This window comes from Flavobacterium suaedae (genome assembly GCF_014642915.1).
Taxonomy (GTDB): Bacteria; Bacteroidota; Bacteroidia; order Flavobacteriales; family Flavobacteriaceae; genus Flavobacterium; species Flavobacterium suaedae.
Map to the genome: position 1 here is coordinate 637,528 of NZ_BMJE01000001.1, position 22,593 is coordinate 660,120.

At 34.8% G+C, this 22,593-nt stretch carries 19 protein-coding genes, 1 rRNA gene and 1 other RNA gene; 9 read left to right on the forward strand and 12 right to left on the reverse strand.

From position 1 onward, the window contains the following. Positions 1-4: 4 nt before the first annotated feature. Both IEW45_RS02980 and ffs read right to left on the reverse strand, forming a co-directional pair. Positions 5-811, reverse strand: coding sequence for an SDR family oxidoreductase (locus IEW45_RS02980; RefSeq protein ID WP_188619735.1), 807 nt, complete (start codon positions 809-811; stop codon positions 5-7). Between the two features lie 69 nt (positions 812-880). Further along, positions 881-979, reverse strand: an RNA gene (ffs, locus tag IEW45_RS02985) — signal recognition particle sRNA small type. 89 nt (positions 980-1,068) lie between these two features. On the opposite strand from ffs, the gene IEW45_RS02990 reads away from it, so the two are divergent. The 3 genes from IEW45_RS02990 (at position 1,069) to IEW45_RS03000 (ending at position 3,656) form a co-directional block, all read left to right on the forward strand. Continuing rightward, the gene (locus IEW45_RS02990; protein WP_188619736.1) at positions 1,069-2,133 is read left to right on the forward strand and encodes a glutaminyl-peptide cyclotransferase; all 1,065 of its coding nucleotides are present in this window, start codon (positions 1,069-1,071) and stop codon (positions 2,131-2,133) included. Positions 2,134-2,280: 147 nt separating this feature from the next. Next, entirely contained in the window at positions 2,281-2,595 is a 315-nt protein-coding gene (locus tag IEW45_RS02995; RefSeq protein WP_188619737.1) for a WYL domain-containing protein, read from the forward strand. Then, complete coding sequence (locus IEW45_RS03000) at positions 2,595-3,656, forward strand: Shedu anti-phage system protein SduA domain-containing protein (RefSeq protein ID WP_188619738.1); 1,062 nt, start codon at positions 2,595-2,597, stop codon at positions 3,654-3,656. The genes IEW45_RS02995 and IEW45_RS03000 overlap by 1 nt, the downstream gene beginning before the upstream one ends. 77 nt (positions 3,657-3,733) lie before the next feature. On the opposite strand, the gene rpsA is transcribed toward IEW45_RS03000, so the two are convergent. Further along, positions 3,734-5,500: a 30S ribosomal protein S1 gene (rpsA, locus tag IEW45_RS03005; RefSeq protein ID WP_188619739.1), complete on the reverse strand. Its 1,767-nt coding sequence runs from the start codon at positions 5,498-5,500 to the stop codon at positions 3,734-3,736. A gap of 330 nt (positions 5,501-5,830) precedes the next feature. On the opposite strand from rpsA, the gene IEW45_RS03010 reads away from it, so the two are divergent. The 3 genes from IEW45_RS03010 (at position 5,831) to IEW45_RS03020 (ending at position 10,699) form a co-directional block, all read left to right on the forward strand. Next, complete coding sequence (locus IEW45_RS03010; RefSeq protein ID WP_188619740.1) at positions 5,831-9,127, forward strand: T9SS type B sorting domain-containing protein; 3,297 nt, start codon at positions 5,831-5,833, stop codon at positions 9,125-9,127. Positions 9,128-9,212: 85 nt separating this feature from the next. After that, positions 9,213-10,469 (forward strand): peptidase U32 family protein, encoded by a 1,257-nt coding sequence (locus IEW45_RS03015; RefSeq protein ID WP_188619741.1) that lies wholly within the window; start codon positions 9,213-9,215, stop codon positions 10,467-10,469. After that, positions 10,469-10,699: a ferredoxin gene (locus IEW45_RS03020; RefSeq protein WP_188619742.1), complete on the forward strand. Its 231-nt coding sequence runs from the start codon at positions 10,469-10,471 to the stop codon at positions 10,697-10,699. The genes IEW45_RS03015 and IEW45_RS03020 overlap by 1 nt, the downstream gene beginning before the upstream one ends. 65 nt (positions 10,700-10,764) lie before the next feature. Here the strand turns inward: IEW45_RS03020 and IEW45_RS03025 are convergent, their stop codons facing one another. The 8 genes from IEW45_RS03025 to IEW45_RS03060 form a co-directional block, all read right to left on the reverse strand. After that, positions 10,765-12,138: a nucleoside permease gene (locus tag IEW45_RS03025; protein ID WP_188619743.1), complete on the reverse strand. Its 1,374-nt coding sequence runs from the start codon at positions 12,136-12,138 to the stop codon at positions 10,765-10,767. An 80-nt stretch (positions 12,139-12,218) separates the two neighbouring features. Beyond that, positions 12,219-12,911 (reverse strand): (d)CMP kinase, encoded by a 693-nt coding sequence (cmk, locus tag IEW45_RS03030; RefSeq protein ID WP_188619744.1) that lies wholly within the window; start codon positions 12,909-12,911, stop codon positions 12,219-12,221. Between the two features lie 9 nt (positions 12,912-12,920). Then, positions 12,921-13,940 (reverse strand): type IX secretion system protein PorQ, encoded by a 1,020-nt coding sequence (gene porQ, locus IEW45_RS03035; RefSeq protein WP_188619745.1) that lies wholly within the window; start codon positions 13,938-13,940, stop codon positions 12,921-12,923. Between the two features lie 118 nt (positions 13,941-14,058). Next, positions 14,059-16,512: an endopeptidase La gene (gene lon / locus IEW45_RS03040; RefSeq protein ID WP_188619746.1), complete on the reverse strand. Its 2,454-nt coding sequence runs from the start codon at positions 16,510-16,512 to the stop codon at positions 14,059-14,061. Positions 16,513-16,714: 202 nt separating this feature from the next. After that, the gene (locus tag IEW45_RS03045; protein ID WP_188619747.1) at positions 16,715-17,677 is read right to left on the reverse strand and encodes a DUF6252 domain-containing protein; all 963 of its coding nucleotides are present in this window, start codon (positions 17,675-17,677) and stop codon (positions 16,715-16,717) included. Positions 17,678-17,858: 181 nt separating this feature from the next. Next, complete coding sequence (locus IEW45_RS03050) at positions 17,859-19,172, reverse strand: MFS transporter (RefSeq protein ID WP_188619748.1); 1,314 nt, start codon at positions 19,170-19,172, stop codon at positions 17,859-17,861. Positions 19,173-19,265: 93 nt separating this feature from the next. Beyond that, entirely contained in the window at positions 19,266-20,084 is an 819-nt protein-coding gene (locus IEW45_RS03055) for a M48 family metallopeptidase (RefSeq protein WP_188619749.1), read from the reverse strand. Positions 20,085-20,196: 112 nt separating this feature from the next. Beyond that, the gene (locus tag IEW45_RS03060; RefSeq protein ID WP_188619750.1) at positions 20,197-20,544 is read right to left on the reverse strand and encodes a DUF1801 domain-containing protein; all 348 of its coding nucleotides are present in this window, start codon (positions 20,542-20,544) and stop codon (positions 20,197-20,199) included. Between the two features lie 76 nt (positions 20,545-20,620). Between IEW45_RS03060 and IEW45_RS03065 the strand changes: the two genes are divergently transcribed. From IEW45_RS03065 to msrB (IEW45_RS03075), 3 genes are read left to right on the forward strand one after another with little or no spacing between them, the layout of a single operon-like run. Beyond that, complete coding sequence (locus tag IEW45_RS03065) at positions 20,621-21,508, forward strand: alpha/beta hydrolase (protein WP_188619751.1); 888 nt, start codon at positions 20,621-20,623, stop codon at positions 21,506-21,508. Continuing rightward, the gene (msrB, locus tag IEW45_RS03070; RefSeq protein ID WP_188619752.1) at positions 21,471-21,998 is read left to right on the forward strand and encodes a peptide-methionine (R)-S-oxide reductase MsrB; all 528 of its coding nucleotides are present in this window, start codon (positions 21,471-21,473) and stop codon (positions 21,996-21,998) included. The genes IEW45_RS03065 and msrB (IEW45_RS03070) overlap by 38 nt, the downstream gene beginning before the upstream one ends. Before the next feature lie 2 nt (positions 21,999-22,000). Next, positions 22,001-22,393: a peptide-methionine (R)-S-oxide reductase MsrB gene (gene msrB, locus IEW45_RS03075; protein WP_188619753.1), complete on the forward strand. Its 393-nt coding sequence runs from the start codon at positions 22,001-22,003 to the stop codon at positions 22,391-22,393. A gap of 118 nt (positions 22,394-22,511) precedes the next feature. Here msrB (IEW45_RS03075) and rrf read toward each other — a convergent pair. Beyond that, a 5S ribosomal RNA gene (rrf, locus tag IEW45_RS03080) occupies positions 22,512-22,593 on the reverse strand; the annotation flags it as partial.

A 22,593-nucleotide genomic window follows, 5' to 3' on the forward strand; every position in this document is an offset into this window, starting at 1 on the left:
AAAACTACAACTTATAATGATTCATCAGTAATTTTTCGTATACCTTATCGGGTAAAATTCGCTTTAATACAATAGAGAACTTTTGCATAAATGCCCCTACTTTATAATGCACATTTGGCACATCTGTTTTAATGATGTTATATACCGCTTGCGCCATTTTCTCAGGATTACTGCCAGAGTCTACATGCTCATCCATCATTCGCAGGGTACGTCCGTAGGATTCTTCATAAGGAGAACCTTCAATAAGTGGCGCATGGTAACGCCGGGTAGCTATATTAGTAGCAAAATCGCCCGGGGCTACATTGGTAATACTTATCCCGAAGTTTTTAACTTCCATGCGTAATGCCTCTGTAATAAGTTCTAAAGCTCCTTTTGAGGCGGAATATACGCTTCGGTAAGGTAAGCCCATGTAACCCGCTATAGAGGTTACATTTATTATTAAACCTGCTTTTTGGTTACGCATATAGGGTAATACTGCTTTCATTACCGCTATAGGCCCGAAAACATTAGTATCAAAGTTGTTTTTTATTTCTTCGGCAGGTATTTCTTCAAGCGGTCCTGTAATCCCTACTCCTGCATTATTAATCAGTACATCTATACGTCCTGATTTAGTAACTACTTCCTGTACTGCTTTGGCAATACTTTCTGAATCGCGGACATCAAGTTGTACCAACGGAAAAACAGAATCTTTTACATTATCAGGATTACGGCTTGTACCATATACAGTATATCCTTTTTCATGCAAAAAGTTCCCTATGGATTTACCTATACCGGATGAACCTCCGGTTATTAAAACTATTTTTCTGTCCATTATATTGTAGTTACTTAACGCCCAAAAATAAAAAAATCTCCGCGAGGGAGACCATTAAAAAGAAATAAAAAAAGGCAAGCGACCTACATCGCACCGCTACAACCGTATACCTTTGCTGCGTTCCCGCCCTGGAGGATTCTACAGGAGCTGGTCGTGTAGGACTTGCCGAGTGCAAAGATACATTATTTTTATATTTTTGCAAGGCAATTTGCGGTTATAAAATACAATTGTATCTTGCCTTAACTATTATAAATACTATGAAAACACTTAAAATACTAGCTTTCATTTCGTTGGCTATAACACTACAGTCGTGTGGAGACGATGATAAAGACAAAAATAATTTATTTAAGCTCGATACTTCTGCTATGAAACAGCAGTATCACCTGCATGAAACACTTTCTTTATCGCTTGTAAACGCTAAAAATAAGCCTGTAGATTCAGTTGTGTATTACCTGAATAATGAAAGAGCGGGGAAAGTAACCGGTAATGAAAAGCTGGACATAAAACTGGAAGGCAGAAAGTTTGGTTACCAAAACATTAAAGCACTTACTTTTTATGATGGTGAAAATGCAGAAGTAACAGGGCGAATTGAATTGGTTTCGGATATTCAACCTGAACTGTTGGAGTACGAAATTGTAAATACTTACCCTCACGATATAGAGGCTTATACTCAAGGACTGGAGTTTTATCGTGATACTTTATATGAAGGTACAGGACAATACCAACACTCTACCCTGCGTAAAGTAGACTATAAAACAGGAAAGGTTTATAAAAAAATAAGCCAAAAGGGTGAATACTTTGGTGAAGGTATAACTATACTTAATAATAAAGTATATCAGCTTACATGGCGAGAAAAGACAGGTTTTATTTATGATGCCGATACTTTTGAAAAAATAAAGGAGTTTCCTTATTTTAAAAATATTGAAGGTTGGGGGCTTACTAATGATGGTGAGTACTTATACCAAAGTGATGGTACTGAAAAAATATGGAAGCTAGACCCCGAAACATTAAAAGAGGTTGATTATGTAAATGTGTACACCAGTAACTCTAAAATAAAGGCTGTAAACGAACTGGAATGGATTGATGGTAAAATATACGGTAATGTATACCAAAAGGACGCTGTAGCAGTTATAGATCCTGCTACAGGTGCTGTAGAGACTATTATTAACTTCTCTGAATTAAAGCAAAAAGTAACCAAGCACCCAAAAATGGATGTGCTTAACGGTATAGCTTATAACCCTAAAACCAAAACTATTTTTGTTACCGGTAAAAACTGGGATAAAATGTTTGAAGTAAAAATTAAAAAGAAAACAGAAGAGTAAAATAACTCCTCTTATTATATATAAAAAAGCCCTGCAAATACAGGGCTTTTTTAATATCTAAAATATACATTATAATTATTTTTTTATTTAAAAAACTATTAAATACAAAAAAATGTTAATTTTATATAACCCAACAATTAAAATATTATGTATATCCTTGAAATTTTACAGCAAGCAATTAAGCAAAAAAGGCAAATAAGTTACGAATATGATTTATTAGGTAAAGCACAAGGAAAAAGATATGGAGATCCCCACGCAATATTTACAGCTACAACAAAAAATATGAACATACACATTTATAAACAAGACGGAGTATGTTCTGACAGTAAACCGCTACCTGGTTGGAGGGAATATAAAGTTAAGCATATTATAAACGTAAAAATATTGGATAAACATTTTGAAGTTGCTCCTGGTTATAACCCAAATTCAAGTAGATATATTAATGTATTTGAGAAAATATAATGAGTGTTCCTTACCACAAAGAGATTTTTTCTAATAAAAAAATCAAGCTAATTATAAATTATTCAGGCATTGATTTGAATAACACCACCAATAAAGATACGATTTCTCTATCAATTTATGCAATCAATATTAAAACAACTGATACTATATTTTCAGAAAAATTAAACTTTAAACAAATAAAGTCATTATATGATCATTTAAATAGTATTTCAATAATTACTGGAGAAAACTATAGCACAAACGAGTTTATAGAAATAACAGATGCTATTAAAGATATTACTTCAATGATTGAGAAAATTGATTTAAATTCTTTAAAATCAATTTTAAATAAAATTAATGAAGCTGAAAAAATTAACCTATTAATAGAAGCTCTTAATGATAATGAAATCCAAAACTTACATGCAGCTATAAGGCAAAAGAACCATAAAAAATCTCTTAGTGATTTAATTCAATTACTGTCTCTTGAAGAAAAAGAAAATATCGTAAATGAGATTAAGCTAATCCAAACGTTAGAAAAATACAATGCTGGGCAACCAGAGAAAATCTTTCAAAATTGGATTGAAAAAAATATTTGGGCTCTGGGAATCGATTATATAAAAAAACATTCTGCAAGAAAAATTGGCATCGAATCTGAAAGTGATTTAATAATGGAAACTACAGATGGCTTTATAGATTTAATAGAATTAAAAAGACCTAAAGTAAAACTTTTAAATTACGATAGTAGTCATAAAAGCTATTACCCATCAGTAGATTTATCAAAAGTAATTGGACAATGTATGTTCTACCTAAAAACTTTAGATGAATATAAATTAATACTAGAAAAACAACACAGATTTAAATTACTAAAGCCGAGAATTAAAATTATTATTGGTAGAACTAATGAATTTAATGATGATGAATTTGAAGCATTAAGAATGCTTAATGCAACTCTAAATCATATTCAAATAATTTCTTATGATTATTTACATTTGTGCGGTCAAAATATTATATCATACTATAATGAAGAATTAACACATTCTAAAACGGATTCAGGGAATAATATTTTACCAGCAATGTCTTAAAGTATTTAAAATATAAACAAAAAGCCCCCACTTTCGTGAGGGCTTTTTTATATCTAAAATGAATTGAGGATTTAGTATTAGCTATTTCCTTTTTCCATTTTTTCTTTTAAAGCTGCAAGTGCATCTATATCACCCAGAGTAGTTTTCTCTGCATTGTTAGAGTTGCTGTTAGACTCTTGTGCAGCCTTAACATTCTTCTCTTCTTCATCTTTAAATGTAGCAGTGTGCGAAGCAACTACTCTCTTGAATTCTTTATTAAATTCAATTACTTTAAAGTCTGCAGTATCACCTTTCTTAAGTTTCTTACCGTCTTCTTTTTCAAGGTGTCTTGTTGGTATAAAGGCAACAATATCATCGTTAAACTTAACTGTAGCTCCTTTATCAACTATTTCAGAAATCTCTCCGTTGTGTACAGTACCTACTGCGAAAGAATCTTCATACTTATCCCAAGGATTAGCTTGTGTTTGTTTGTGACCTAAAGATAATTTACGTCCGTCAACATCAAGTTCAAGAACTACTACGTCAAGAGTATCACCTACATTTACAAATTCACTTGGGTGCTTAATTTTCTTAGTCCAAGAAAGGTCAGATATATAGATAAGACCATCAATACCTTCTTCAAGCTCTACAAATATACCGAAGTTAGTAAAGTTTCTTACTACACCTGTATGCTTAGAACCTACAGGGTATTTAGTAGTAATATCAGTCCAAGGGTCTTGGCTAAGTTGCTTAATACCTAGAGACATTTTACGCTCATCTCTGTCAAGAGTAAGTATTTGAGCTTCTACTTCATCACCAACTTTTACAAAGTCTTGTGCTGAACGTAAGTGAGTAGACCAAGACATTTCAGAAACGTGTATAAGTCCTTCAACACCTTCAGCTACTTCAATAAATGCACCGTAATCAGCTATAACAACTACTTTACCTTTAACCTTATCACCTACTGCAAGGTTTGCGTCAAGCGCATCCCATGGGTGTGGGTGAAGCTGCTTAAGACCAAGTTGTATACGTGTTTTCTCATCATCAAAGTCAAGAATAACAACGTTAAGTTTCTGGTCAAGTTCAAGAACTTCACTTGGGTGGTTAATACGGCTCCAAGAAAGGTCAGTAATGTGGATAAGTCCATCAACACCTCCAAGGTCAATAAATACACCGTAAGAAGTAATGTTCTTAACAACACCTTCAAGTACTTGTCCTTTTTCAAGCTGACCGATAATTTCTTTCTTCTGAATTTCGATATCAGCTTCAATAAGTGCTTTATGCGATACAACAACGTTTTTAAATTCGTGATTAATCTTAACCACTTTAAATTCCATTGTTTTATTTACATACTGATCGTAATCTCTAATTGGCTTAACATCAATTTGAGAACCAGGAAGGAAAGCTTCAATACCAAATACATCTACAATCATACCTCCTTTAGTTCTGCATTTCACAAAACCATTAACAATCTCTCCTGTTTCGTGAGCATTGATAACTCTGTCCCAAGCTTTAATTGTACGTGCTTTTTTGTGAGATAGTACAAGCTGTCCTGATTTATCTTCACGAATATCAATAAGTACTTCTACTTTGTCACCTACTTTTAAATCCGGGTTGTAACGGAATTCGTTAAGCGATATAACACCTTCCGATTTTGCGTTGATATCAACAATAGCATCTCTGTCAGTAATTCTTACTACAGTACCTTCAACAACTTCGTCACTGTCGGTATCTACAAATGTTTTCTCAACTAATTCTTCGAATTCTTTTAAGTTACTTTCATCTACCGGATCAATACCTTCTTCAAAGTTATGCCAGTTAAAATCTTTTAAGAATTCTTCTTGTGTTTTTGTTTGCTCAGACATATGCTGAATAAAAAATTTGTATTCTGTGTTAACTATAGGTTTCGTGCAGTAGAAAACAGCAGAAGCAGTTTATATAAAATATTGATACCTAATGGAAACCATTACCTGCCAAAAGGTGCGCAAAATTACTATTATTTTTTTGATATACAAACAAATAGCATACCTAAAGTACTTTATATAAAAAACTTTATGCAAATAATACTTATTTGCGGGAATAAAACTGATTTACAGCATATAAACAAAATCACTTTTTATTATATATAAATAATTTTATTTACCTTGGCAGTATGAAAAAGATTAATAATTAAGTTAAAAAACTTAATTTTTGCTATGCATCCACACTTTACCACCCTTAATAAACCAATAAGGTTTAAAAAATTGTTTCTATTATTTAAGTTTTGCCTGACAATAATATTTATTACAACACAAAATGTTAGTGCGCAAGACCTCAACCTCTCTATATCTGTAACAAACCAAACATGCCCCGGTAACGGTGCTATGAGTTTTACGGTAGATAACATTTCCTCTGCTCCTGTTAACTATGTGGTTTACTTACTCCCGGACACTGCAAACCCTATATATAATAATACAGAAGCTAACGTAACAGGGCTTGTAGATGGTAATTATTTAGTAATTGCTACTCAAAATGATAATGGTACAACCTATACTGATGAACAAGAGGTAACTATTGAAGACGAAACTACACCTTTAATATATAATGTTACAAGTGTTGATACTACTTGTGGCGATGATGGTACTATTACTATTAATGTAGAAGAAGGTAATCCCGTTACATATGAAATACTAACAGGACCTGTTACAGCGGGGCCACAAGCATCAAATGTTTTTGAAAATGTACCTGACGGAACTTATACAGTCAGAGTAACCGATAATTGCGGTGAAGGCATAGTAAAAGCACATACAGTACTATCATCAGTAACAGGAATAGTGATTGGTTTACCGGGCTTTCCTGATACCGAATTACCTGATTGCAATGAAATAACAGTAAGCCACAACCTTAGCCCTGAAGATCAGGATATACCTATGGCATTACCAATATCAGTTACAGTAACAGTATACCCTCCGGGTGGTGGCACACCAATAGTATTTACGCAAACAGCTAATGGAGATCCTTCAGGCTTCGCTATTGATGAAATTATACCATTTTATTATGATACTGATTATTATTACGACCTTGAGATAGTAGATGCATGCGGAGCTGTATACACGCAAAACAATAATCTTGTAAGACAGAAACTTACCGTTGTGGGTGGTTTTGATAATGCTGATTGTCCCGGTAAATTTCTATTTATTGATGTATATAAATATGGTGCTCCTTTTACAGTAGAGTTCCTTTCAGTTCCTGCTGGCTTTAATCCTGAAGATTTTAACACCGAACATCCTGGTCCTTTTACTGATGAAAACAACGTACAGTATGGCGATGAAGAAAATCCCGTGCCTTACGGTATATACGAAATAAAAGTTGCGGATAATTGCGGACGTGAAGAAACTATTTTACTGGAGTTAGAAGAACTTGAAATTGAAACACAAGTTACTGCTTTCAATAACGACTGTGTAAATAACCTTGGAAGAACAGAAATACTACTTCCCGGTTTTCCGATAACAGGTGGTAATATACTATCAGGACCTGATGAATATACAGAAACACTTCCTTTTGACCTGTCAAACTATGTTAACGATGAAGGAAATATAGAAATTGGAGGACTCCCACCGGGAACATACCAATTTGAAGTTTTTGATGACTGCGGAAATACTTACCCTGCCGAAGTTGTTATTCCTGAATTTAGCGCATCAGGAATTGCCTATAATGCCCGTCCTGACTGTACACCGGGTCTTGGTAGCCTACGGGTAGCAGGTGGATATGCATTAACATCCGTAATAATTACAGAAGCGCCTGATGAGTTTTCAGAAACGTTACCGTATGATGCTTCAGAATTTATTTCTCCAGGTGGTTCATTTTATTTAGATGAACTTCCTCCCGGTGAATATGTACTAACAGCATCTACAGATTGTACCGATGACCAAATTGTAACAGCAAATGTTATGGGGTATGAAGTAACTACTAATAACATATATGAAACAAGACATTGTGGCGCTTTTGATGTTACTGTAGAGCACGACAGTAACGGCTCAGCATTTGTTAAGTTTTGGCTACAAAAAAAGATTGATACTGATACATGGGGGCATCCGTCATTAGGCATTGAGTATATTGAAGGAGAAGTACCTTCGGAAGATGATTCCAGGGAGTTAATCAACAATACTGCTACCTACAATATTATTAATACAGGCGAATTTAGGGTTTTAAAATCGTACAGAGCTTTTGGCAGAGGAACAGAAATAAAAATGTGTGTTGAAGTTTTATACGAGTTTGAATTTTATGATGATTTAAATATTATAGAGCTAAAAAATCTTACCTGCATAGGGAATGTGGCAGACGTAGAAGTTACAGCAATAGGTGCAGAACCACTTACTTATAAAATTATAGAGAAAGACGGAGATAGTTCCTTTACAATAGATAACGGCACTAATAATGTATTTACAGGATTAGAAACCGCTTCATATAAAATACGTGTAGATGACCCTTGCGGTAATTTTGATACTATGGAGTTTAATGTTGCAGACCTCCCATCATTAGTAAACGCAAATACACCACCTGATATGGAAGTATGCGATGAAGGTTATGATAATACCGAAACTTTTGATTTAAGTGACCAAGATGAAATAATATTAGGAGGGCAATCTAATGACGATGTTGTACTCACATACCACAGTACATTACTTGATGCTGAAATAAATGCTAGTCCTATAGATGTTATTTACCCTCAAACAACAGGAACTTCAACAGTATATGCCCGAATAACAAAAGTAGATGATGTTAATTGCTATTCCACAACATACTTTCATGTAATAGTAAGACCTACCCCACAACTGCAAATGCAGGAAGAATGGTCTATGTGTGAAGACTCTACTGTTACACTAATAGCTGATTTAGGTTATGATAGTTATGAATGGTCTGACGGAACACAAGGAAGAATAAAAACAGTAAGCGAACCCGGTGAATATACGGTTACAGTACAAAACCAATACGGTTGCGAAGCATCAAAAACAGTTACCGTTGTAGAATCATTAGCGCCAAGAATAGCGACTTTAACTATTGAAGACTGGACTGATGATGAAAACGTAATAACAGTACTACTGGAAAACCCATCACCTAATTTTGAGTATTCTATTGACGGCATTACTTATCAGGAGAGCAATACTTTTACAGGATTAACTCCCGGAGAATACGATGTATACGTACGTGATAAATATAATTGTGGAGAAGATGAAGGCGCTGTATACCTTTTAACCTATCCTAAATTTTTCACCCCAAATGGCGATGGTGTAAACGAACGTTGGCGAATTGCTTTTTCAACCATAGCAGAGCCTAATTTATACACCTTTATTTACGACCGTTACGGTAAACTAATAGCCGGTTTTGGTACAGACAGCTTAGGTTGGGATGGTACTTTTAATGGCGTTAACCTCCCTTCTACTGACTACTGGTTTGTGGTAATACGCGAAAATGGTAAAGAATACAAAGGGCACTTCTCTATGATACGATAATTTGTTTCGTTAGTGAATCAACATGACGAATGTCATATTTTAATAAACTACACAGTGATAATTTTGCGCCTCAAAATTATCACTAATGACTGAAAACGGAAAAATAGAACTTATGGCACCTGCGGGAAACTTTGAATCCCTACAGGCTGCTTTAGACAATGGAGCTGATTCGGTTTACTTCGGCGTAGAACAGCTAAACATGCGTGCAAGAGCATCTATAAATTTTACACTTGATGACCTGCCGGAAATTACAAAACGCTGCGAAGCAAAAGGTGTTCGTACTTACCTTACGCTGAATACTATTATTTACGACCATGACCTTTCGCTTATTAAAACACTTTTAGACAAAGCTAAAGAAGCCAACATTACAGCAGTAATTGCTATGGACCAAGCAGTAATTGCCTATGCAAGGCAAATAAACATAGAAGTACATATTTCCACACAAATAAACATTACCAACATAGAAACTGTTAAGTTTTACGCCATGTTTGCAGATACTGTTGTATTAAGCCGAGAACTTAGCTTAACACAGGTAAAGAAAATTACCGAACAAATAGAAAAGGAACAAATAAAAGGTCCATCCGGCAGGTTAGTTGAAATAGAAATATTCGGGCACGGTGCATTGTGTATGGCAGTATCGGGTAAATGTTATTTAAGTCTGCATTCTCATAACTCTTCTGCAAACAGAGGCGCATGCAAGCAAAACTGCCGTAAAAAGTATATAGTAACCGACCAGGAAAGCGGTTTTGAGGTAGAAATTGATAATGAGTACATGATGTCGCCTAAAGATTTATGTACTATTGACTTCCTTGATGAAATTGCAGCCTCAGGTATTAAAGTATTAAAAATTGAAGGTAGAGGTCGCGCTCCTGAGTATGTTGCTACTGTTATTAAATGTTACAGAGAAGCTATTGACTCCATTAATAACGGTACTTATACCAAGGAGAAAGGCAGGGAATGGATGGAAGAGCTTAAAAAAGTATATAATCGCGGTTTCTGGACAGGTTACTACCTTGGGCAGAAACTGGGAGAATGGTCGCCAATAAGCGGTTCTATGGCTACACAGCGTAAAGTGTATATTGGAAAAGGAAGACACTTTTACCCGAAAGCAAGCATAGGGGAATTTTTAATTGAAGCCTACGATTTACAAGTTGGTGATACTATATTAATTACCGGCCCTACTACAGGAGCTAAAGAAACTACTGTTACATCGCTTATGGTAGATGATATAGCATCAGAAAAAGCTACTAAAGGAGATAAAATTACATTACCAATAGATTTTAGAATTCGACCTTCAGACAAATTGTATAAATTGGTAAAAACCGAATATGCCGAAGCCTGATGATAGTAATAACATTACAACGAAATAAATGTATTGGCTGTAATTATTGTGCTGAACTGGCTCCGCAAAAATTCAGGATGTCTAAAAAGGACGGTAAATCGGTATTATTGCATTCCACAGAGAAAAAAGGCTTCTTTACCTTAAAAGAACCTGACTATTCACAACTGGAAGATTGTGAAAAGGCAGCGAAAGCCTGCCCTGTAAAAATTATATCAGTAAAAGAAACATAAATAAAAAGCCCGAACAATTATAGTTCGGGCTTTTTTATATTTTTTTAATTAGAACACCTATTCTGTTAGTGACTAACTGACTCTACATCTTCAGGGTTATGTTTGTGTTTAAACAATATAGCAAATGCTATAGCTACCACTAAAGCATACACTGCAAAAGCAAGCCATATACTGTGCCAGTCTTTCATAAAAATAGTATCGCTAAAGCTACCATTAGCAGTTACCTCTATACCTCTTTCGTTTACTAATTCCAACATTTTAGAGTTAGATGGTTCTGTTTCTAAAAACGTAGCAAGCCTCTCACTATTTGAAAATGATTTGGTGAAATACTTATCAATCATCCAACCGGAAGTAAAACTACCTAATACTGCACCAAAACCGTTTGTCATCATCATAAACAAACCTTGTGCTGATGAACGTATTTTTGCAGGTGTTGTAGTCTCTACAAATAACGACCCTGATATATTAAAGAAGTCAAAAGCCATACCGTATACAATACACGAAAGTATAATCATCCACAAGCCTGTTACAGGGTCTCCGTAAGCAAATAAAGCGAAACGTAATACCCATGCCAGCATACTAATAAGCATTACCTGCTTAATACCAAATCGCTTTAAGAAGAATGGAATTGCCAATATAAACAGGGTTTCTGAAACCTGAGAAATAGACATTATTATGGTACTGTACTCTACTACGAAAGAATCAGCGTATTTAGGAAAGAATTTAAATTCATCTAAAAACACATCTCCGTAAGCATTAGTCAGCTGTAATGCACCTCCCAAAAACATAGAGAATATAAAGAACAATGCTATTTTATACTGCCCGAAAAGTTTAAAGGCTTCCAGTCCGAAAGCTTCTGATAGTGTAGCATTGGCTTTCGTATTTTTAGGCTTACACTTAGGCAATGTAAATGCATATATACCCAAAAGTACAGCAGCTATACCTGCTATATAAAACTGAAATTCTGTTGCTTTACTGCCTGTAAGGTTAGTAACCCACATGGCAACTATAAAACCTATAGTACCCCAAACCCTGATAGGCGGAAAATCTTTCACTACATCAAAGCCGTTTGATTTTAAGGCATTATAGGATATGGAATTACTTAATGCAATAGTAGGCATATAAAAACACATTGCTGCCAGCATTACATATATAAAAGTATTGGGGTCACTTACTTGGGGAATAAAAAATAATGTTGCGGCATACAGTAAATGTAACACACCATACAGTCGTTCTGCATTTATCCATCTGTCAGCTATAATACCTGTAAGAGTAGGCATAAATATAGACGCTATACCCATGGTCCCAAAAACAAGACCAAATTGGGTTCCATCCCATTGTCTTGTACCAAACCAGTAGTTAGCAATCGTTATAAGCCATGCTCCCCAAACAAAAAATTGGAAAAAGCTCATGGCTACGAGGCGGTCTTTAATCCCCATAAGAACAAAAAATCAAATTAACATTTAATTAACGGAAACAAAACTATTAATAAAATTTGATTTTCAGCTTACTACCGCCGTTAAAGTTGAGAGGCTTTATGTGCTAATTGTACAACTTTTTCAAACTGCTCGGTAATGGTCATATCAGAGTTGTCTATTTCAATAGCATCATCAGCTTTTACCAAAGGAGAATCTGCCCTGCTGGAGTCAATACTATCACGCTCTTTTACATTTTGCAAAACATCCTCAAATTCAACATTCTCACCTTTCTGTAAAAGTTCATCATAACGGCGTTTGGCTCTGGTTTCTGCACTGGCTATCATGTATAGTTTAAGTTCTGCATCAGGAAAAACAACAGTACCTATATCCCTGCCATCCATTACAATACCTTTATCAGCCCCCATTTGCTTTTGTTGCTCTACCAGTTTAGCGCGCACTTCTGAAACTGCAGCTACTTTGCTTACTAATCTTGAAACTTCAAGTGTACGGATTATCTTTTCAACATTATTACCGTTAAGATACATTTCAGCAAAGCCTAAAGCTTCATTAAACTTAAATTGTAACTGTATCTTGGGTAAATCTGCAATTAATTCTTCTTTATTAAAGCTATCAGTAGTTATATAACCCTTTTCCATTGCATAATAGGTTACAGCTCTGTACATAGCACCTGTGTCTACATATACATAACCTAAATGGCTTGCTAGCTGTTTAGCTAAAGTACTTTTCCCTGTAGAGGAAAAACCGTCTATTGCAATGGTAATTTTTTTATCCAACACTGTAAATTATTGAAGGTTAATCATTAATCCGAAAAGACTGGTGTTTGCTGCCAGCGTATATCTTGAATACGAATAATCGAAACGTAAATTATTAAATCTAAGCCCTACTCCTACTGATATTCCTGAAAAGTTTCGGGTTTCCTCTATTCGAAGCTCTTCTCCTTTTCTAAAGTTATATCCTACACGTAAGTTAAAACTCCTGCCGGGGAATAATTCAGCTCCCAGTATAACGTGGCGAAGTGCATTATTTACAAATGAAACTTTCTCTTCTTTTACTCCGCCATCAATGTTTTGTTCTGCACGGTTTGGGTTAGAAAATGCTATGTTCCACTGTTGCAGGTTTTCCAACGTTATATGCCAGCGTATAGGCACATTTTCTACCTCTTGCGATATACCTGCTATAATTTCTAATGGAAGTTTTTCCTGTAAACCTGCATAGGTAGTAAACTGAGTACCTACATTACGTATTACCAATCCTATGTTAATATCGTTGTCTTCATCAATATATAAAGCTCCTAAATCTAAAGCTCCACCGAAAGAGTTATAACTTTCTAAGGTAGAAGATATAAGTTTTGCATTAGCACCTATATAAAAATCTGTCCAAGGTATATTATAAGCATAGCCGAAAGAGAGTGCTATTTCGCTACCTGTAAAATCTCCTGTAAGTAAACCGGCTTCATCACGCCCTTCAAAAGTACCGTAGTTAACATAGTTAACCCCTGCGTGGAATGTTTGCACGTGCCTGTCATACGTATAGGCATAGGCAGCAGTACCATAGGTAACTTCCCCGTAATAACTACCGTAATTCACTGAAAGTTGGTTATCCATATCAGGGTTTATGGTAGCAGGGTTGTATATAGCCTGATTTACGTCGTAATCGTAAACTGTAACTGTTTTTCCGCCTAATGCAGCCTGACGCGGGGAGGTAACTAAATTTAAAAATTGATAGGTATGTTTACCCCCTATCTGACTAAAAGAGAAAGTACTGGCTAATAAAAGAAGGTAAAGATAACCGTTTTTAAACATTATTGTAATATACGTTTTGTGCTTACTATAACGTGAGTGCGAAGATATTATTTTTTAAATAAAAAAACGGCTAAAAAGTTTAGCCGTTTTTTGTATTGAATATATATTTTTAAAAGTCTTATAATACTTTAGCGTTTTTAACCTTTTGGTCAGTAATAGCGTGTTGTATCACTTCACTCATTTCCCTAACATAATGGAACGTAAGTCCTTTTAAGTATTCAGGTTTTATTTCATCTATATCGCGTTTATTCTCTTCACAAAGAATAATCTCTTTTATATTAGCACGTTTAGCAGCAAGTATTTTTTCTTTTATCCCCCCTACAGGAAGCACTCTTCCTCTAAGTGTTATCTCACCTGTCATAGCAAGGTTCTTTTTCACACGTCTTTGCGTAAATGAAGACACTAATGATGTTAGCATTGCTACGCCTGCACTTGGACCATCTTTAGGGGTTGCTCCTTCCGGTACGTGAATATGTACATTATAGTTACCTATCACTTCAGGACTTATTTTTAACTGCTCGGCATTGGCTTTAATGTATTCAAGTGCTATGGTAGCCGACTCCTTCATTACATTACCTAAATTACCTGTCATAGTCATAGTTCCTTTTCCTTTAGAAAGTATTGACTCTATGAAAAGTATATCTCCGCCTACGCTTGTCCATGCCAGTCCTGTTACTACACCTGCTACTTCATTATTTTCATACTTATCGCGCTCCATTCTTGGGGCTCCCAGTATTTCAATAATATCTTCATCAGTTAGTTTTACGTTGTACTCTTCCTCCATTGCTATATTTTTAGCAATGTGGCGTACCACTTTGGCTATTTGTTTTTCAAGTCCTCTAACACCGGACTCTCTGGTATAGCCTACTGCTATTTTTTCTATTTGCCTTTTGCCAAGTGTTATATCTTTAGAGGTAAGTCCGTGCTCTTTAATTTGTTTTGGTAACAAGTGCCTTTTGGCTATTTCTACTTTTTCTTCTATAGTATAACCTGTCATGTTTATAACCTCCATCCTGTCACGTAAGGCAGGCTGAATAGTTGACATATTATTTGAGGTTGCAATAAACATTACGCGAGAAAGGTCGAAACCAAGCTCAAGGAAGTTATCGTAAAACTCTGAGTTTTGTTCAGGGTCCAATACTTCCAGTAAAGCTGATGAAGGGTCTCCGTTATACCCTCCTGTTGCCAGTTTGTCTATCTCATCAAGTACAAATACAGGGTTTGATGTTCCTGCCTTTTTTATACTTTGAATGATACGACCGGGCATTGCCCCTATATAGGTTTTTCTGTGCCCTCGTATCTCCGCTTCATCACGAAGACCACCAAGCGATATACGTATGTACTCTCTGCCCAGTGCTTCGGCTACTGATTTGCCTATTGATGTTTTACCAACCCCCGGAGGTCCGTAAAGGCATAATATAGGCGATTTCATGTCATTACGCAGCTTTAATACAGCTAAGTACTCTATTATACGCTTTTTAACATCATCAAGCCCGTAATGGTCTTTATGCAATATTTTATCAGCACGTTTCAGGTCAAACTTATCATCAGAGAATGTATTCCAAGGTAAATCCAACATTAACTCTAAATAGTTTCGCTGTGTAGCATACTCTGCTACTTGAGGATTCATACGCTGTAATTTGGAAAGCTCTTTTTCGAAATGCTTTTTGGTTTTTTCATTCCATTTTTTGGCTTTTCCTTTTTTACGCATTTCATCTATTTCCTGATCATGAGAAACGCCACCCAATTCTTCCTGGATGGTTTTCATTTGCTGATGCAGGAAATATTCGCGCTGTTGTTGGTCTAAGTCTGAACGTACTTTACTTTGAATGTCATTTTTAAGCTCCAGTTTTTGTAGCTCAACATTCATGTGCTTTAACGTTTCCAGCGCCCTTTCTTTCAAGCTACTCTTAGTAAGTAAGTCTTGTTTTTCATCTACCGTTAAGTTCATGTTAGATGAAACAAAGTTTACTAAGAAAGATTCGCTCTCTATATTTTTAATAGCAAAAGTAGCCTCAGTAGGAATGTTTGGGCTCTCCTTAATTATTTGAATAGCCAATTCTTTAATAGAATCTATAATAGTAGAAAACTCAGCATCTTCCTTATCAGGTCTTACTTCATTTACTTCTTTTATAGTTGCCATCAGGTAAGGTTGCTCATCTGTAATTTTATCTATCTCAAAGCGTTTTTTACCTTGCAATATTACAGTGGTGTTACCGTCGGGCATTTTAAGTACTCGTAAAATACGTGCTACTGTACCAACAGTATGAATATCAGCCGGTGTAGGCTCTTCTACAGTTTCATCTTTTTGTGCTACCACTCCTATTACTTTACCACTGGCATTGGCATCATTAAGCAGTTTTATTGATTTATCTCTACCTGCTGTAATAGGTATTACCACACCCGGAAACAACACCATATTACGTAAAGGCAATATAGGCAAGGCCTCAGGCAATACCTCATTATTCATTTCCTCCTCATCTTCGGGGGTCATTAAAGGTATTAATTCTGCATCTGTGTCAAGTTCCTGAAGTGACAAACTGTCAATATCTAATATTTTTTGATTTGGCATCTCTAATTTAAAGTCATTTTGTCATTATACATTGGTACATAACCTATATACGAAATATTGTGTATACAGGTTATCCCCTTGTTTATCAGCTATTTTTAGTATTGTATAGCTATTTAGTCTAATTATTTAGACAATGATTATGCCAATAAAAAAATCCGCCAGTTGGCGGATTTTTTATTGTTATTTTACAAAAATAGTTTCCTTACGGAATTTGCATTTCAAAATCTCCGTTAGTTATGTCTATTGTATCATTTTCATCGTCTGAATTGTATGCTGAAAACTCAAAAGTTCCTTTTATAACATCACCATCATTACTTATAATTGTTAATTCACCAGATGAAACAACATATAGTGCTAAACCTTCAGAATACATTGCTGTCACTCCATTACCAAACCCTCCATCTTCAGTAATGCTATATGTTCCTGCTTCTATATCAGCATCCATCATTAGTTGTATTTGTTTAGGAGGAGCTACATTTTGACCACTTACTGTTAAAAAGTTACCCGATACTAATGCCACTGCTATTGTAAAATCTGTTTCAGTACCATCTATATCCGCAACAATATAATCTTCATCCGATCCAGGGTTTGGGTTAGTAGTATTATCTGCATAGGACACGTCGGTGAAAACACCACTCGTAAGTTCTACAGATTCTATTTCATCATCGGTATTACTCCAGTATCCTGTAAAGCTAAATGTACCTGAAATAGTTTTATTAACAGTATCAATGTCAGTTATAGTAAATGATCCTTCGTAAATATCATCAGGAATTTCACCTCCTATTACAAGATCCGGGTTATAGTTTATATAACCGTAATCATCAGGATTTGTCTCCGGCTGATATATCATTAATACATCTGACGGTTCATATTCACCAATACTCGATGGTGCAGCTTCACCTTCTAAAACTAAACTTACATTTTTACCATTGCTTCCTGATCCTTGTATAGCAATTAACCCTTCGCCTATAACTGCTTGGGTTTGTGTTGCTGTGAAAAGTTCGCCATCAATGTTAACCTGAAAAGAACCTGAACCGGTATCGGGAACCTGATCTTCTATATTATCTAAAAAAACAGGGTCAACAGGTTCAGTATCACAAGAAATAAAGTTTAATGATACAAAGAAAGCCAACAATGCAGCAGGCAGCATTTTCATTTTTTTCATAACAGTCAATTTAAGTTTTTGCTACAAACCAAAAAGGCTTGATTTTTATTACGTTAGTCTATTACAGCTTTTTATATTTCCCGAAATATACGGCTTACAGCTATTAATACAAAACGGAAAAATTTATTACTTGATATATTTTATTTTATATTTTTCAAATATAAGGTAATATATTTAAATGTTAATCTTTTTTTAAAACTCTGGTTAAAAGCACTATACCCAAAATAAAGAAAACAGTTAAGAATATTACCGAATAGCGCATACTGCCAAAATACTGGTCTATAGCGCCATAAAGGATCATACCTATTACTATACCTATTTTTTCGGTTACATCGTAAAAACTAAAAAATGAGGCTGTATCTTTTGTTTCCGGTAAAAATTTAGAATACGTAGAGCGGGAAAGCGATTGTATACCACCCATTACTAAACCTACAAAACCTGCTGTTATATAAAAATGCAATGGTAGGGTTACAAAAAATGCACAAACACATATTACTGCCCAAATAACATTTATACCTATCAAGGTTTTTATATTACCGTATTTTTTAGACATGCGGGAAGTAATTATAGCACCTGCAACAGCTACGAGTTGTATAAGTAATATACTTACTATAAGTCCCATTTGTTTAGCATCCGAATCACTCCATGCTATTTCTTCTGCGCCAAAATAGGTTGCTACAAGCATAACTGTTTGCACTGCCATACTGTAAACAAAAAATGCTCCCAAATAACGTTTTAAAGTTATGTTCAGTTTTAATTCATTCCATACTTTTTTCAACTCTCTAAAGCCGTTGAGTAATACATCTTTAGTTACTTTATTTTTTCTTGTCCCTTTCGGCAGGTAATAATAAGTGTACTGGCTAAATAATATCCACCAAATACCTACAGTAATAAATGAAATACGCATAGCTATTAAACCTGCACTTTCATCAACAGTATCTTCAATACCAAACAAGCCAGGGTACATTACCATTACAAGGTTAAATATAAGTAACAGTACGCTACCTATATAACCCATTGAGTAACCTTTTGCACTTATACCATCTTGTTGGTCAGGGTATGCTACATCCGGTAAATATGAATTATAAAAAACCAAACTACCCCAAAAGCCTACTAAACCAAAAAAGTAACAGGTTAAACTCCAGAAAATATTTTCAAGGCTAAACCAGTATAAACCGATACATGAAACTGCTCCTATATAACAAAATAGTTTTAAAAATATCTTCTTGTTACCTGAATAATCAGCAATACCTGATAGTAAAGGTGAAATAAAGGCAACAAACAAAAAGGCAAAAGCAGTAACAAAACTTATAAGAGCCGTTCCTTTTACAGAGTTACCCAGTATAGCTATATGGGTTTGTCCTTCCTCAAAAAGACCTGTATAAAAAATGGGGAAAACGGCAGTTGCTATAACTAAACTGTATACCGAGTTTGCCCAATCATAAAAAGCCCATGCATTAAGCAGTTTTTTACTTCCTTTCTCTAAATGTGGCATAGTTGGTTGCTTTAGTAATTATTGTATATAAAAAAAGCTGTCATTAAAATTAATGACAGCTAATATATATATAATTATTAAACTTAAATGTTACTATTTAAATGTAACACCAAATTTAGCAGCTTCGGCTTTTGCCTCAGGAATTAATCTATTTATATTATTAATACGTGTATTACTTGATGGGTGTGTACTTAAAAATTCAGGTGGTGCACCGCCTCCGGAATTTGCATCCATTCTTTTCCAAAAATCAATTGCTTCTTCAGGATTATAACCTGCTATTGCCATAAGTGTCAGTCCTACTTCATCTGCTTCATTTTCATGGCTTCTGCTAAATGGCAACATAGCTCCATACTGAGTGGTAATACCATAAGCCTGCATATATAACTGTTGTGCAGTTTCATTTTTACCTGATGTTGCTGCTCCTACTCCCACAGCTCCTAATTGCTGTAAAGTCTGTGCGCTCATACGCTGTGCACCATGATTAACCAAGGCGTGTGCAACTTCATGCCCCATAACTGTCGCTAAACCTGCTTCATTTTTAGCTATTGGTAAAATACCGGTATATACCACTATTTTCCCTCCGGGCATACACCAAGCATTAACCGCAGGATCTTTTACCAAATTATACTCCCATTGGTAATCATCTAAATAACCTCTATGCCCGTTGGCATTTAAAAACTTTTCCGCTGCAACTTTTATCTTCTGCCCCACTCTTGTTACCATCTGTGCTTCCGAAGTACCCCTTACCACCTCATTTTCTTGTAAAAATTGGTCATACTGCTGAAAGGCTACCGGAAATATCTCACTGTTAGATACAAAATTAAGATTTTTCTCTCCTGTAAAAGGATTTGTTTTACAGGCAGCACTCAATATAAAAAGCGCTATAAAAAGCCCTACTATACTTTTTTTCATGTTTCTTGTGTTTTGTTACCTCCAAAATTAACAAAATCATTTCATAACTGATTCTGAAAAATTACATTGTAAAGTTAAAGTACTGTGAATTCTTTACACACAATAAGTTTTTTTATTTTTTATATAAAGCTACAATTTGAGATAAAATAGCGTCAATCATATTAATATCAACATCTTCATTAGGTTCAATTAATACTATTTTCATTCTTGCCCGCTTTTCTGATAGTAGCCTGTCATGCTTAATTTTATTTCCTTCCACTACTCCAATATAAGGAATACCATACTTTTTATGTACCCATAAATAGCAACACATTTTACCATTATACAAGTAAAAAGGCATTCCGTATTTTCTGTCTTCTGTTATAGCATCATCATAATTAAGTATATATTCTCTTAAAAACAGTAAACAGCTTTTTACAGGTTCTTCCTTTTCAAGGAAATATTTATCAATCAGTTTCATTTATTACGTAATCAAACAGTTTTGTTATTTAGTATCTTTATCGTTTACAAAATACAAATAATCAAGATTAAACTATATGTCTAAAAATAATAACAACGCTATAAAAATTCCTAAACCCATTTTAATAACAGCCAAAACTCTTGAAGTAATGTCTAACAAACTTGCAGCAAAGTTTGCTATGAAGCTCTTTAGAACCCCTATGAAATTTAAGCTCCCTAAAAGGGAACAAAAAATGGATAAAGAAAGTAAACAAGAGTTTTTAGAAATACCGGGAGTAAATGAAAAAATAAGAGTTTATCATTTAGGCAATAGTAACAAAAAAGTATTACTGGTACATGGCTGGAGCGGTCGCGGAACGCAATTGTGCAGTATAGCCTACAAATTTGTAAAAAAGGGCTATAGCACCGTAAGTTTTGATGCCCCTGCACACGGTAAATCAACAGGGAAAACCAGTGATATGACTGAATTTATAGCATCAATACAAGAATTAGATAAAAAATACGGTCCATTCGAATATGCCATTGGGCATTCCTTAGGAGCCATGTCTGTATTAAATGCTATAAAAAGAGGTTTAAAAGTTAAAAAAGCTATAATTATTGGTAGCGGAGATGTTATAAAAGACATAATGAATGACTTTATTATAAAATTAGGTATGAATGTTGCAACAGAAAAAGAAATGATAAAGCTGTTTGAAAAGAAATTCAACACAACTATCAATAGCTATTCTGCGTATATAGCAGCAAAAGAAGTCAATATACCAGTACTAATAATTCATGATGAAGATGATAATGATGTTCCCGTTAGCGCAGCACACCATTTATACAAACATTTAAATAATGCTGAACTCGTAATAACAGAAGGACTCGGTCACAGAAAAATACTGGGCGATAAAGAAGTAATAAAAAAAATACTACAATTTACAGAAGATGAAGAAGATAATAATGATAACGCTAATAGTGTTTAACCTTACAGCATGTAAGGGACAAACAAATAAAAATACAGAAAGAACAAATACTAAATCAGCTGAAATGAAAGATACAACTAACAGTAAATTTAAAGTTAACAAAACTGATGCTGAATGGCGCCAAGAACTAACAGCAGAAGAATATGATGTGCTCCGAAATAAAGGTACTGAACGACCACATACAGGAAAGTATAACAAATTCTTTGAAGATGGTGTATATGTATGCGCAGCTTGCGGTAACCCATTATTTAAATCAGACACTAAATTTGACTCTCATTGCGGATGGCCATCATTCGATCAGGCAATTGAAGGCTCAGTAATATATGAACATGATACAAGTTACGGTATGAACAGAACTGAAGTAATGTGCGCAAACTGTGGAGGTCATCTTGGTCATGTATTTGATGATGGTCCTAAAGAAACAACAGGAGAACGATTTTGCACAAATTCAGTTTCAATAAAATTTATACCGGCAAAAGAAAATCAATAAATATGAAAAAATACAATATTGAAAAGTCTGAGAATGAATGGAAAAAACAGTTAGGTGCTGAGCAATATAAAATTTTGAGACAAAAAGGAACCGAAATGCCACATTCAGGCGAATATAATCTTCATTTTGAAAATGGAACTTATAAATGCAGAGCATGCGATGAAGAACTTTTTGAAAGCGACTCTAAATTTGAATCAGGATGTGGCTGGCCATCATTCGATAAAGCAATGCCCGGAAAAGTAGAATATATAAAAGACACCAGTTTCGGAATGATTAGAACAGAAATAGTATGCTCCAATTGCGGAAGCCATTTAGGTCACGTATTTGATGATGGTCCAACCGAAACCGGACAACGTTACTGTGTAAACTCATTATCAATAGATTTTAATAAATAAATAGCAGCTATTTAGCTGCTTTTATCTTATCTTTTAATAGTACAAAGAATAATAAGAATAATAAGAAGTAAATAAACGCAAAAACCCCTTACTACTTGTATAGTAAGGGGTTTTAAAAGAAAGGCGATGACATACTCTCCCACAATAAGCAGTACCATCTGCGCAAGCGGGCTTAACTTCTCTGTTCGGAATGGGAAGAG

Bases quoted from the DNA above. Each gene is read 5' to 3' on its own strand.
- IEW45_RS02980 (WP_188619735.1), bottom strand. From the start codon at position 811: ATGGACAGAAAAATAGTTTTAATAACCGGAGGTTCATCCGGTATAGGT.
- IEW45_RS02990 (WP_188619736.1), top strand. From the start codon at position 1,069: ATGAAAACACTTAAAATACTAGCTTTCATTTCGTTGGCTATAACACTA.
- IEW45_RS02995 (WP_188619737.1), top strand. From the start codon at position 2,281: ATGTATATCCTTGAAATTTTACAGCAAGCAATTAAGCAAAAAAGGCAA.
- IEW45_RS03000 (WP_188619738.1), top strand. From the start codon at position 2,595: ATGAGTGTTCCTTACCACAAAGAGATTTTTTCTAATAAAAAAATCAAG.
- rpsA (WP_188619739.1), bottom strand. From the start codon at position 5,500: ATGTCTGAGCAAACAAAAACACAAGAAGAATTCTTAAAAGATTTTAAC.
- IEW45_RS03010 (WP_188619740.1), top strand. From the start codon at position 5,831: ATGCATCCACACTTTACCACCCTTAATAAACCAATAAGGTTTAAAAAA.
- IEW45_RS03015 (WP_188619741.1), top strand. From the start codon at position 9,213: ATGACTGAAAACGGAAAAATAGAACTTATGGCACCTGCGGGAAACTTT.
- IEW45_RS03020 (WP_188619742.1), top strand. From the start codon at position 10,469: ATGATAGTAATAACATTACAACGAAATAAATGTATTGGCTGTAATTAT.
- IEW45_RS03025 (WP_188619743.1), bottom strand. From the start codon at position 12,138: ATGGGGATTAAAGACCGCCTCGTAGCCATGAGCTTTTTCCAATTTTTT.
- porQ (WP_188619745.1), bottom strand. From the start codon at position 13,940: ATGTTTAAAAACGGTTATCTTTACCTTCTTTTATTAGCCAGTACTTTC.
- lon (WP_188619746.1), bottom strand. From the start codon at position 16,512: ATGCCAAATCAAAAAATATTAGATATTGACAGTTTGTCACTTCAGGAA.
- IEW45_RS03045 (WP_188619747.1), bottom strand. From the start codon at position 17,677: ATGAAAAAAATGAAAATGCTGCCTGCTGCATTGTTGGCTTTCTTTGTA.
- IEW45_RS03050 (WP_188619748.1), bottom strand. From the start codon at position 19,172: ATGCCACATTTAGAGAAAGGAAGTAAAAAACTGCTTAATGCATGGGCT.
- IEW45_RS03055 (WP_188619749.1), bottom strand. From the start codon at position 20,084: ATGAAAAAAAGTATAGTAGGGCTTTTTATAGCGCTTTTTATATTGAGT.
- IEW45_RS03060 (WP_188619750.1), bottom strand. From the start codon at position 20,544: ATGAAACTGATTGATAAATATTTCCTTGAAAAGGAAGAACCTGTAAAA.
- IEW45_RS03065 (WP_188619751.1), top strand. From the start codon at position 20,621: ATGTCTAAAAATAATAACAACGCTATAAAAATTCCTAAACCCATTTTA.
- msrB (WP_188619752.1), top strand. From the start codon at position 21,471: ATGAAGAAGATAATAATGATAACGCTAATAGTGTTTAACCTTACAGCA.
- msrB (WP_188619753.1), top strand. From the start codon at position 22,001: ATGAAAAAATACAATATTGAAAAGTCTGAGAATGAATGGAAAAAACAG.